Origin of the sequence: Duganella sp. CF517, assembly GCF_900110275.1 — a bacterium.
Classification (GTDB): domain Bacteria; phylum Pseudomonadota; class Gammaproteobacteria; order Burkholderiales; family Burkholderiaceae_D; genus Rugamonas.
Map to the genome: position 1 here is coordinate 675693 of NZ_FODC01000001.1, position 12261 is coordinate 687953.

Below are 12261 nucleotides of genomic sequence, written 5' to 3' on the forward strand. Positions count from 1 at the left end.
CGATATCTCCTCGTTTGCGCCGCCCCTGTCAGGCGGCCTGGCGGCGCGCGGCGGTGTTGCGGTTTTCCGGCACGTCCAGTCCCAGGTTGCCGCGCAAGGTGGCGTGTTCATAATCCAATCGGAACAGGCCGCGCTGCTGCAACACCGGCACCACCTCGGCGACAAACGCGTCCAGCTGGCGAGGCAGCGATTCAAACAGTATAAACCCGTCGGCCGCGCCGCCATCGAACCAGTGCTGGATCGCGTTGGCCACCTGCACACCGGTGCCGACGAACTCCTTGCGCGGGCTGGCGTAGCGCAGCGCGGTCTCGCGCAAGGTCAGGCTTTCGTCCCGCGCGGTGCGGATGATGCGCTCGGAAGCGCTGCGGTTGCTCTCGGCGCCGTATTGGGCAATGTCGGGGAACGGGCCGTCGAGCGGATACTGCGTCAAATCATGCTCGTTGAAGGAACGCGCCAGCGCCACCAGCGCGTCCTCGATGCGCACCAGCGCCACCGCTTCCCGGTAGAGGCGCTGGGCATCCTCTTCGGTTTTGCCGACGATGGCGCGCAGGGCCGGCAGCACCGCCAGCTTGCCGGCGGGACGGCCGAAGGCGGCGGCGCGCTTCTTGATATCGGCGTAGTAGGCCTGCGACGATTCGAAGCTCGATCCCTCTGTGAAGAAGGCCTCGGCGTGGCGTGCCGAGAAATTGCGGCCGTCCTCGGAGGCGCCGGCCTGGAAGATCACCGGCTGCCCCTGCGGCGAGCGGCTGATGTTGAGCGGGCCGCGCACCGAAAAGAACTCGCCCTGGTGGTGCAGCGTGTGCAGCTTGTCGGGATCGATGAACTGACCGCTGGCCTTGTCGTGCACCAGCGCGTCGTCCTCCCACGAATCCCACAGCCCCTGCACGGTTTGCAGATGCTCGGCGGCGATCCGGTAGCGCACCTCGTGCGGCGGGTGCGTCGGCTTGCCGTAGTTCTCGGCGCTGCCCGACAGCCAGGACGTGACGACGTTCCAGCCGGCGCGGCCTTTGCTGATGTGGTCCAGCGACGCGAACTGCCGGGCCACCGTGTACGGCTCGCTGTAACTGACCGTCAGCGTGCCCACCAGCCCGATGTTCCTGGTGGCGGTGGCCAGCGCCGAGAGGATGGTCAATGGCTCGAAGCGGTTCAGGTAGTGCGGGCTGGATTTCTCGGTGATGTGGACGCTGTCGGCCACGAACAGGAAATCGAACTTGCCCTGCTCCGCCAGCCTGGCCTGGCGCAGGTAGAAATCGATATTGGTGCTGGCGCTTGGGTCGGCGTCCGGATGACGCCAGTCGCCCCAACCGGGGCCGACGCCGTGCAGGATAAAACCGAGTTTGAGTTGACGCTTTGTGTGTGATGTGGTCATGACGATGCTCCTGAATGAGATGGAAACCGGGGATCGGAACCGGCGTTAGGCCGGCCGGAAAAGCGTGGTGTCGACCAGTTGGCTGGCATCGACCCGGCGCGGGAACAGCTTCGCTTCAAAAAATGTATCGGCCACTTGCTGCAGCTGCGTGACGATCTGCCGATCGACCGGGCGTAGCTGCGGGCGGTCGCGATCGACCACCAGCTTGACCACATCGGCCGGCAAACCGGTCAGCCGCTGGAAAACTTCGGCGTATTCCTTGGGATGCGCATTGGCCCAGGTGTTGGAGAGCGCGAGGCGGCGCAGCACGTCGGCCAGGGCGGCACGCTTGCCCGGATCGGCCAGCGCCGCGTCCGACGCGGCGATCACACCGATGCCGGAATTGATGCCTACGCCGTCGCGCAAAACGCGCGCGCCGTGGATCTCGGCGTTGGCCTGGTAGGTGCCGAAGGTGGCCCAGGCTTCGATCTTCCCGCTGGAGAAGGCGACGGCGGCGTCGCTCGGCAGCAGGAAACCGGTGGTGACGTCGTCCGGCTTGAGCCCCGCCTCGCGCAGCGCGCCAAACAGCAGGTAGTGCGCAACGCTGCCGCGCGCCGACGAGACGATGACGTTACGGCCTTTGAGATCGGCCACCGACTTGATCGCAGAGCCGGCGGGTACCAGTATCGCCACGCCGGTCGGCGACGACACGCTGGCCGCCACCACCTTGACGCGCGCGCCTCCCGCCGCCGCCGCGAGGGCCGGCGTATCGGCCGCCATCGCCGTGTCCACGTCGCCCGACACCACCGCCTCGAACAGCGGCGCCGCGCCCTGGAAGCTGGCCCACTGGATCTTGTAAGGCACGTCGCGCAGCACGCCGGCCGCTTCCGCCTTGGTGCGCAGCAGCTTGACCTGGTCGCCCAGCACCACGGTGACCTTGGAAAGGTCGACCGGAGCACCGGTGTTTGGCGCCTCGCCGACATCGCCTGCCTTGCCGCAGGCGCCCAGCAGCGCGGCCGCCGGCAGCATCGCCAGCATGCGCCGGATGCGATTGGGATCAGAAGTCATAGGTGACCTTGCCGTAGTAGTAGGCGCCGCTTGGCGCGAATGGCGCGGGGCCGTAGACAAAGCCGCTGCTGCCGGAATTGGCGTCGCCGGGGCCGTTGCGATCCGGTCTGGTGTCGAACAGGTTGGCCGCCCCCACCACCAGCTTGGCGCGCTTGGTGACGGCATAGCTGACATCGAGGTCGGTCAGCCACTTGGCGCCGAAGTGGTAATCCCTGGCGCGATCGGCGGTGGTCTGCCAGGTGGAGGAATCGTAGCGGGTGGTTTGCAGGTTGGCCTCCACCGGCCCAAAGAACCAGCGCGCCGACAATATCAGCTTGGTCCTCGGCGTGGCGGTCAGATCGCCAATGCCCCCGCCGGCCGAGTAGCCGAACCACACCGAGCTGCCGCCCGGATTCGCGCCCAATCCTGTGATTTCCGACGGCGTGGCCTTGATGTTGGTGATCGTGGTGCGGTTCCAGTTGACCGCCGCGCCCCACCGCACCAATCCATAGCTGCCGTAGTCGCTGGTGATGTCGGCCACCAGGTCGGCTCCGCGGGTGCGCGTGTCGACGCCATTGGCGAAGTACTGCACCCACTCGGTGCCGGTCAGTCCACCGGCGATCAGCGTCGGCGCGAAGGCCGGGCCGAACATGTAGCCGGTGCGTATGATGCGGTCCTTGACCTTGACCTGGTAGCCGTCCAGCGTGATATTGATGTTGTCGGCCGGCTTGAGCACCAGGCCGAGACCGAAGTTGACCGACTTCTCGGGATCGAGATCGCGTGCGCCGAACTGGCGGGCCAGCGCCGAGTCGTTGCGCAGCAGCTTGGACAAACTCGGTTCCACCACGCCGCTGACGGGATTGATGTTGGTGCGGTTGTCGGTCTGCGAATAGCCCGATTGCGTCAGCGAAGGCGCCCGGAACCCGGAACCGACGGTGCCGCGCACCGCGAACTTCGGCGAGAAGTCGTAGCGGCTGTTGATTTTCCCGCTGGCGGTGTTGCCCGCGCTGTCGTTGTAATGCTCCGCGCGCACCGCGCCATCGACGAACAGGTTCTCGATCGGATAAAAGCCGATATCGTTGTAGACCGCCAGCACCGTGCGTTGGATGCTGGTCGCGTCGGCTGGCGACAGCGCCACGCCGGCCTGCGCGCCGACGGCGGCCGGCTTGCCGACATTCGGATTGCCCTCCTGGTCGCCGGGCTTGAAGATGTAGCCGCCGTTGATGTAACCCAGAGGATCGCCGGCATAGGTGGTGAAGCGCTCGACACGCTGCTCCAGCCCCCACGACCACTGCAACGGCTTTTTGAGGCCGATGTCGAAGGCGCGCGTGAAGTCCTCGTTGGTGGTCCACTGCTCGAACTGATACACGGCCAGGTTATCGAAACTGGTCGGCGACGTCGGTCCCAGCGAAGGATTCAAGGTCAGGTTGCTGTATTGGCGGGCGCGGTTCTTACCGTAGCCGGTGCTGATATCCCAGTTCCAGCCGGCGTTGCGTCCGCGCGCGCCGGCGTTCAACTGGAAGTCGAAGGCGCTCATATTATTGAGCGCGAAGTAACCGTCCGGGTAGACCTGCGCGATTGTCGCCAACCCGTTGGGCCGACGGAAGTTATTACCCGCCACCGTGTTGCGGGTGCCGGCGGTGCCGAAGGCATACAGCGTGATGTCCTTGCTGAACGGTTTCTCGGCGTTGAAGGCCAGGTCGTAGGCTTCGATCCCCGGATCGCCGTTGTGCGCGCCGTCGCGGTTCCAGGTGGCGTTCTTGGGATTCGACGCGGGCGAATACGCGACCAGGTTCTTCGACGGGAAGTTGTCCCAGGACTGGCCGCGCTTGCGCAGCGCGGTGGCGATGTGGACGAAACCATCGTCGCCTAGCGCGAAGCCAACGTCGCCTTCCAGCTTTTTGTTGGACAGGTCGCCGGCGCCGCTCTTCAACTCTCCATAGCTGGCCGAGATCTGGCCGCCATGATTGCCTGTTTTGAGGATGACGTTGACCACCCCGGCCACGGCGTCCGATCCGTACTGCGCGGCCGCGCTGTCCTTGAGCACTTCGATATGGTCGATGGCGCTGAGCGGAATGGTATCGAGATCGATGGCGTTCACGCCGCTGGTGTCGCCGCCGCCATTGGTCAGCAGCGCCGAATTGTGACGGCGCTTGCCATTGACCAGTACCAGCGTGTAGGCAGGCCCCAGGCCACGGTTGCTGACCGGCCGCACCACCGAATTGACGCCCGCCTGGTTGGTGCCAAAATTAAACGATGGCAGCAGGCGCCCCAGCGCCTCGGCCAGTTCCGCGCGGCCGGTGTGGATCAACTGCTCGCCGCTGATCACGTCGATCGGCGCCGGGCTGTCCGCCACGGTGCGCGCTTCGCCGCGCACGCCGGTGGTGACCACGACGTCCTGCACCTGCCCGACGCTGGTCTGCGCCAAGGCACCGGCCCCTCCCAGCAGGCCGGTTGTCAGCAGCGCCAGGCGCAAGGCATTCAGTTTTGGTTGATTTTTCTTATAGTGCTGCATGCGTTGATTCCCTATATCGTTATGTATATTTGGTCAGGCCAGGTACTTGGCAAAGCTGCGGTCCCAGATTGGTTTGACGTCGATGCGGCGCGCCAGCAGGCCGGCATCGGAGAACACATCGGCCACCTGCTGCTGCGACTTGATCGCCGCGTCGTCCACCGCCGCCAGCTTGTAAGGCTGGCTGCGGTGCGTGGCCTGGTTGAGGAAGAACTGCGGCGGTACGCCGGCGATCTGCCCGCTCTTGGCCGCCCACGGTTTCGGGTTGCGGTTGATCCAGTCGTAGACCTTCGCCACGCGCTGAAGGTAGTCGCCTATGGCGGCGTGCTTGAGCGGATCCGCGATCGCGGTGGCGGACGTGCTGATTACGTAGTTCCCCGACAGGTAGCCGTCCGCCGTACGCAGCACGCGCGCACCCTCCTGGCTTTTGGCCAGTTCCACCACCAGGCCGTAGATCACCCAGGCGTCGATCTGGCCGCTCTTGAAGGCCGCGAACGCGTCCTGCGGTGGCAGCGCCACGGGTTGGATATCCTTGAATCCAAGGCCATTCTCCTTCAGCAGCTGCAGCAGGAAATAGTGCGACGTGGTCGACCGCGCATAGCCGATGCGCTTGCCCTTGAACTGCGCGGGATCGGTGATGGGCGAGTTTTTCGGCACCAGCACCACCTGGTTGTTGACGTCACCGCGCAGCACGGCGATGACCTTGAGCGGTGCCCCGCTGGCGGCGGCGAAGATCGGCGGAATCTCGCTCATGGAGCCGAAATCCAGCGAACCCGATGCCAGCGCCTCGACGATCAGATTCCCGGCCGCGAATTCGGCCAATGCCGTTTTGTACGGAATGCCGGCGACGCCAGCCTCGTTAAAGTAATAGGAGTCGCCGCCCTTGTAGGTACCCACACGCAGCGTGGCGTCCCGCAGCTGAACGGCCGCCGCGCGGGTGGCGCTGCTCCAGCCGCCCAGCAGCGCGGCCAGTCCCGCGCCGGCGCCCAATCGCGCGCCGCGGCGCAGGAATTGACGGCGAGTGCCGCCCTTCGAAGTGATCGAATCCATTTTCCAGCCTCTGTGATAAGTGAATGTTTAGGGCGCTGGCGCTTCCGAGACCAGCGCGATGCGGGCGTAGCCGGCGTCGTTCAAGGTTCCCATCGTCTTGACGATCCGCCCGTAAGCCAGCGCTTGGTCGCCGCGCAGGTGGATGCGGCGCTCCTTGTCGCCGGCCGCCTCCCGCGCCATCAGCGGCAGCAAGGTGTCCGGGGTGGCGGCGGTCTGGTTGACGAAGACCGTTCCACTGGCGTCGATGCTGACGACGATAGGCGGCTTGGGTTCCTCCAGCGGCTTGGCGCTGGAAGTCGGCAGATCGACCTTGACGCCGGCCGTCATCATCGGCGCAGCCACCATGAACACAATCAGCAACACCAGCATGACATCGACCAGCGGCGTGACATTGATATCGCTGACCGGACCTGGACGGTGGGCCGGACCTGAAGATAAGCGGACACCCATGTCAGGCTCCCTGCGCCGCCAGCGGCGTGACGTTGCGGGCGGCGCGGTCGGACTTCGCCGGCGCGGCATCGATAGTCTCCACCAGCGCCTCCCCGGCTTCCAGTTGGCGCGATAGCTGCACCTCCACCAGTCCGACCAGGGTGGAAAGGCGGGCGGCGTAGCCATTCAAGTCGCCGGAGGCGCGGTTGTACGCGACGACGGCGGGAATCGCCGCCACCAGGCCCAGCGCGGTGGCGAACAAGGCTTCGGCAATCCCCGGCGCCACCACGGCGAGGCTGGTGCTGTTGCTGGCGGCGATGCCCTGGAACGCGTTCATGATGCCCCAGACGGTGCCGAACAGGCCGACAAAAGGAGCCACGGAACCGACCGTCGCCAGTATCGACAGGCCCTTTTGCAGTTGCTCCACTTCGACGTTGCTGCTGATCTGGCCCACCCGGTTGATGCGCTCTTTCAGGCTGTCGCGCCCCGCCGCGTCGATATGCAGGTGCTGGCGATGGCTGGTGTGCCACTCGTCGACGATGGCGTGATAAATGCGGGCGAACGGGTCCTCGGTATTTTGCTTGAGCTCCTGCGCCAGTCGCGTCAGCGAGCGCTGTCCGGCCAGCGCGCCGGTCCAGGCGATGGCGTTGCGGCGCAGGCGCGAAAAGCGCAGCAGCTTGTCGATGATGACGCCCCAGCTGGCGAGCGACGCCAGCACCAGCACCACCATGATGGATTTCACGATAAAGTCGGCCTGCTCGAACAGCTGGAGCGGCGAAAGATGGGCGACAGACTGGGCGACAACTTGGGTAGCACTCATGGCGTTTTCCTTGACTAGTTAATTTTGAAGACAATGTTCCCGGCCAGCAGATAAGTGCTGCCGCCCAGATCGGGCAACCGGGGGAATGGCGCCGCGCGCCGTATCGCGTCGCGCGCCGCCTCGTCCAGCGCTTCCACGCCGGACGACTGGATATCGAAGGAGAGCAGCGCACCCTGCGGGTTGAGCGTCAGCCGGTAGCCGACCTTTCCCTGCTGGCGGCGCATCTTGGCTTCGCGCGGATAATCGGTGTTGCTGTTGATGCGGGCGTAGACCTGGTTGACATAGTCTGTCGGAATGCCTTCGGTGCTGATTTGCCTGGGGGCGGCAACCACCGGCGCTGGAGACGGCGGCTGCGGCGGCGCCGGCGCCACCGGCGTCACCGGTCCGATGGGCGCGGCCTGCACCGGCGGCGCGGGCGGTGTGTAGGTCTCGGCCTTGTCGGCGGAGGTCTCCACCGTCTTCGGCGTCGGCAAGGGCCGGGCCACCGGTTTCGGCGGCGCCAGTTGCAGCGGCTTCGCCTTCACCGGCTCCGGTTTCGGTGGCGCCAGTTCCTTCTTCGGCTCCGGCTGAAGGCGGATCAGCTCCACCACCGGCGGCGGCGCCGACGGCTTGACGACGGTGCTGGAGAAGCTCCAGATAGCCAGCAGCGCCGCGCCATGCACCAGCAGCGTGCCGGCGGCGCCGGGGCTGCGCAGCCAGCCGGCCGGCTTGGCCGCCGCCGCGTTCAGGTAGGAAGTAGCGAATCCAGCACGCAGCGCTACCGCGTCGACCTGGTCGCTCTGGTATGCGTCGTGAAATGACAATGTGGCGCTAGACATGATGGTCCTCCTTGATTAGTCGAACAGGTCCGGCTCTTCGCGCGTGATCACGTCCCACAGCGGCTGGAAGCTGAACCAGCCGCCGGCGTCGGAGCCGATCTGGCCGGCCGTATGCAGCGCCACCTCGTGCGGGATCGGCTTGGTCGGCCCGGCCGCTTCGGACAACAACTGCGCCTGGGCGGCGTTCTCGAAGGCGATGTAGCGCCACACCGCCGACTCCACCGACGCGCCCACCGTCAGCAAGCCGTGGTTCTGCAGGATCACGGCCTTGCGCCGGCCCAGGGTGGCGGCGATCCGTTCACCCTCGCTCGAATCGAGCACCACGCCGCTGAAATCCGAGAAGATCGCGTGGTCCTGGTAGAACGCGCACGAGTCCTGGGTCAGCGGGTCGAGCAGCCGGCCCTGCGCGGCGAACGCCTTGCCATACAAGCCGTGCGAATGGGCGGCGGCGATGACGTCCGGCCGCGCCTTGTGCAGCTCCGAGTGGATCGCGAACGCGGCGCGGTTCAGCAGGCCGTCGCCCTCCACGACCTTGCCGTCGTGGCTGACCAGGATCAGGTCCGATACGCGAATGTGACCGAAGTAGACGCCGGCCGGATTGACCCAGAAGTGATCCGGGTATTCCGGATCGCGCGCGGTGATGTGCCCCGCCCCGCCCATGTCGTAACCATAGCGCGCGAACAGGCGGAAGGAGACGGCCAGCCGCTCCTTGCGGTACTGGCGCTGGCCTTCGATGGTCGGCGGCGGCGGCGGCTCCGCGAAGATGACACTACCGTTGGCGTCGCGCGGCGCCGCGTAGATCGCCGGACGCGGTGTGCTTTTGCCGACCTGGCGCAGGTGTGGCCGCGACAGCGGCGCCGAATAAAGTGGTGAGGAGCTGCTCATGGTGGTTCCTTGTGGGTTCAGTAGCCGCGCGCGGTGTCGACCACGTCGGTCAATGGTTCGCCGCTGCGGAAGCGGTCCAGGTTCAGAACAAACTTGTCGATCAGCGCCGGCACGATCTGATCGGTGCTGGGCGAAATATGCGGCGACAGGCGCACGCGCGGATGGCCGTAGAACGCATGCCCGGCCGGCAGCGGCTCGGGGTCGGTCACGTCCAGCGTCGCCAACGCGACCTTGCCTTCGTTGAGCGCGTCGAGCAGCGCCTGGTGGTCGACAAGGTTGCCGCGCGCGATATTAATCAGGTGCAGACCGGGTCTGGCATGGGCCAGCGCGGACCGGCTGATGGCGTGGCGCGTTTCGGCGGTCGACGGCGCCGCCAGGACCAGATGGTCCGAGCGCGCCACCAGCTGATCGAGCGAGTCGACCCGCTCGACGCCCTCGACACCGAACGGCGCGTCCGAGCGGCGCAGCGCGACCACCTTGATGCCCAGCGCGAGCGCCCGCTGCGCCAGCGCCTGGCCGATCGAGCCGAAGCCGTACAGGCCCAGCGTGGTCCCCTGCACCAGGCCAAGCGACAGGCGGCGCCAGTCGGCGGCCTGACCTAGCCAGATTTCCGGAATGTGCTTGGCGGCCGTGAAGATCGCCGCCAGCACGTATTCGGCGATGGCCACAGAGGCGGTACCGCGCGCCGAGGTGACCACCGGGCCGTCGAACAGCCAGTCGGGATAGTAGTCGATGCCGACCGAAGCCAGTTGCACCCACCGCACCTCGTTCCAGCCCGCCGGCGCGGGGGTCTGCAACAGCGTCTGGCCCTTCGGGGCGGGCAGCGCGAACAGCACGTCGGCGCCCCGCGGCAGCGCCGTCAGCGGCCCGGGTGGCACGTCGCGCACGGCCAGGCCGGTACGCTGGGCCAGCAGCGCGTTGACCTTGGGGTCGAACTGGCTGGCGACGATGATGTCGCCCTGATTCAAGCTGGTGGTCTGGGTCATCGACTGCTCCGTGTCAGGCGGCCAGGCGCGAAGGCTCGCCGGCTTGCAATGCTTCGCGTTCGGCCACCGCCGCGCGCACCAGGGGAATCAGCTCGCGGCCGTACTGCAATGCGTCCTGGATCGGATCGAAGCCACGGATCAGGAAAGTGGTCACGCCCAGTTCCCAGTACTTGAGCAGCGCGTCGCGCACTTGCTCCGGCGTGCCGACCAAGCCGGTGGAATTCCCGGCGGCCTTGGTCAGCGCGGCGATGCCGGTCCACAGGCGCTCGTCGACCACCTTGCCCTGCGCGGCGGTGTCGAGCAGGCGCTGGGAGCCCGCGTTCTGCGGTTGCTGCGGGCGTTGGCTGAAGAAGGAATTGCCTTTGACCCGCTCGGTGGCGGTGGCCAGGATGGCGTCCGCCTTGGCCCAGGCCTGATCCTCGGTCGCGGCCAGCACGGGGCGCAACGACAGACTGAAACGGATCTTGTCGGCACGGCCATGCTTGGCGGCCGCCGCCCTGACGCGGGCGATCGTATCGGCCACCTGGGCCAGCGATTCGCCCCACAGCGCGTACACGTCGGCGTGCTTGCCGGCGACTTCGATGGCCGCCTCGGACGAGCCGCCGAAATAGACCGGTATGTGCTGGTTGTTCAGCGGCCGCACGCCGGCGTTCTGCCCCTTGAAGCGGTAGATCGGACCGTCGTGGTCGAACGGCCCTTCCGAGGTCCAGGTCTTGCGGACCACGTCAAGGTATTCGTCGGTGCGCTGGTAGCGCTGGTCGTGGTCGAGGAAGTCGCCGTCGCGCTGCTGCTCGGTGTCGTCGCCGCCGCTGATGACGTGCACCGCCAGGCGGCCATCGCTGAAGTGGTCCAGCGTGGCGAACTGGCGCGCCGCCAGCGTCGGCGACACGAAGCCGGGACGATGGGCCAGCAGGATGCCCAGCTTCTGCGTCTGCGAGGCGATATAGGAAGCGACCTGGAAGCCGTCCACCGATGCGCTGCTGTGGGCCACCAGCACGCGGTCGAAACCGGCGTATTCGTGGGCGCGGGCGACCGCGCCCAGGAAGCTTTTATTGACGACGGAACCTTGCGGCAGAAGGGTTTCGGATACTTCCTGGGTCGCGCTAAAACCGATGAATTCAATGCTCATGATGCTTCCTTTGCAGTGATGGATGAAATACCGGCCACGCCGGACGAGGGGATTTTTTTGCCTGCGCGCGCGGCGAAAGCCGCCTTGCCGCTGTTGACCAGAATGGTGTCGTTCTGCGGCGTGTGGATACGGCTGCACAGCACGTCGCGGTAGTGGCGCTGCAGCGGATTGGCGCGCGACAGGCCCGGGTTTCCGCTTAGCTCAATCGCCTTCTCCACCACCTGGATCGCCTGGTTGGTGACCAGGTACTTGATGCGGAAGGCGTCGGCGGCCGGCACCGCGCCGTTGGCGGCGGCGTCGATCAGCACGCGGTTGGAGAACAGCCAGGCGTCCAGTTGGCCCAGCGCCTCCTGGAAGCGCGGCAACGTCGAAAGCGGCGCGCCGAGATTGGCGGGCACGCGCTCTTCCAGCCAGCCGGCCAACCAGTCGCGGGCCGCGCGAGCCACCGCATCGTAGATCGCCGACAGCAGCACCGACATCCACAACAGCAGCGAGGCATCCAGATCCGGGGCGGCGCCGGCCGGCGCCACTTCCACCGCATGATCGAGCGGCACCAGCACGTCGTCGAACACCACCTCGTGGCTGCCGGTGGCGCGCATGCCAAGATGATCCCAGTTTTCGATGACGGTGATGCCCGGCGTATCGCGGCGCACCAGCCAACTGCCGACCAGCGGCTCGGGATCGTCGCTGCGGGCCCAGACACCCAGCCAGGTCAAGCGCGGTATGCCGGTCGAATAGATCTTGCGGCCACTGATGCGCCAGCCCTGCGGCGTGCGGCGCGCCGTGGTCGCCGGCAGGCCGCCGCGTGCCGGCGTTCCCAGCTCCGGTTCCACGCGCAGCGCGTTGATCAGCGCGCCGTCGCGCAGCGTCTCGTCGACGACGCGGTGCAGCAGGTGCGGCGGCCACTTCGACTGCCGGCCCGACGCGTGGTGCAGATACTGCATCGTCAGCACCAGCGCGGTAGACGGCTCGCCGCGTGCAACGGCGGCCACCACGCGCGCGGTCTGCGCCAGCGTGGCGCCAAGGCCGCCCAAAGCGCGCGGCACCGTCAGGCCGAGCAGGCCCAGTTCGTGCAGGCGTTCGAAATTTTGGTGCGGGAAGCTGGCGTCACGGTCGTGCCGCTCGGCGGTGGCTGCGAATTCGGCGCTCAAGCCCTCCAGCAGCGCGGCGAATTCCGGGCTGTCCAGCTGATGGGCGGGATCGATGACTGGCAGGCGAAGGACGGATGTGGTCATGA

11 protein-coding genes are annotated in these 12261 nt (G+C 66.7%); all 11 read right to left on the reverse strand.

Annotated features, from left to right (window positions below):
• Window positions 1–28: 28 nt before the first annotated feature.
• The 11 genes from BMX85_RS02815 to BMX85_RS02865 are packed head-to-tail and all read right to left on the reverse strand — an operon-like array spanning window position 29 to window position 12259.
• On the reverse strand, window positions 29–1369 hold the full coding sequence (locus BMX85_RS02815; protein ID WP_090314155.1) for an LLM class flavin-dependent oxidoreductase: 1341 nt from the start codon (window positions 1367–1369) through the stop codon (window positions 29–31).
• A gap of 45 nt (window positions 1370–1414) precedes the next feature.
• Window positions 1415–2416: an ABC transporter substrate-binding protein gene (locus BMX85_RS02820; protein WP_090314156.1), complete on the reverse strand. Its 1002-nt coding sequence runs from the start codon at window positions 2414–2416 to the stop codon at window positions 1415–1417.
• Complete coding sequence (locus tag BMX85_RS02825; protein ID WP_090314157.1) at window positions 2406–4910, reverse strand: TonB-dependent receptor plug domain-containing protein; 2505 nt, start codon at window positions 4908–4910, stop codon at window positions 2406–2408. The genes BMX85_RS02820 and BMX85_RS02825 overlap by 11 nt, the downstream gene beginning before the upstream one ends.
• Before the next feature lie 33 nt (window positions 4911–4943).
• Window positions 4944–5957, reverse strand: a complete 1014-nt coding sequence (locus BMX85_RS02830) for an ABC transporter substrate-binding protein (protein WP_090314158.1) — start codon at window positions 5955–5957, stop codon at window positions 4944–4946.
• A 27-nt stretch (window positions 5958–5984) separates the two neighbouring features.
• Window positions 5985–6407, reverse strand: coding sequence for an ExbD/TolR family protein (locus BMX85_RS02835; RefSeq protein WP_090314159.1), 423 nt, complete (start codon window positions 6405–6407; stop codon window positions 5985–5987).
• A gap of 1 nt (window position 6408) precedes the next feature.
• Complete coding sequence (tolQ, locus tag BMX85_RS02840) at window positions 6409–7206, reverse strand: protein TolQ (protein ID WP_090314160.1); 798 nt, start codon at window positions 7204–7206, stop codon at window positions 6409–6411.
• Between the two features lie 14 nt (window positions 7207–7220).
• Window positions 7221–8024, reverse strand: coding sequence for a TonB family protein (locus BMX85_RS02845; protein WP_143067885.1), 804 nt, complete (start codon window positions 8022–8024; stop codon window positions 7221–7223).
• Window positions 8025–8039: 15 nt separating this feature from the next.
• Complete coding sequence (locus BMX85_RS02850; protein ID WP_090314162.1) at window positions 8040–8909, reverse strand: class II aldolase/adducin family protein; 870 nt, start codon at window positions 8907–8909, stop codon at window positions 8040–8042.
• A 17-nt stretch (window positions 8910–8926) separates the two neighbouring features.
• Window positions 8927–9895 (reverse strand): D-isomer specific 2-hydroxyacid dehydrogenase family protein, encoded by a 969-nt coding sequence (locus BMX85_RS02855; RefSeq protein ID WP_090314163.1) that lies wholly within the window; start codon window positions 9893–9895, stop codon window positions 8927–8929.
• Between the two features lie 13 nt (window positions 9896–9908).
• Complete coding sequence (locus BMX85_RS02860; protein WP_090314164.1) at window positions 9909–11024, reverse strand: LLM class flavin-dependent oxidoreductase; 1116 nt, start codon at window positions 11022–11024, stop codon at window positions 9909–9911.
• Window positions 11021–12259 (reverse strand): acyl-CoA dehydrogenase family protein, encoded by a 1239-nt coding sequence (locus BMX85_RS02865; protein WP_090314165.1) that lies wholly within the window; start codon window positions 12257–12259, stop codon window positions 11021–11023. Before BMX85_RS02865 ends, BMX85_RS02860 begins: the two co-directional genes overlap by 4 nt.
• Window positions 12260–12261 lie beyond the last annotated feature (2 nt).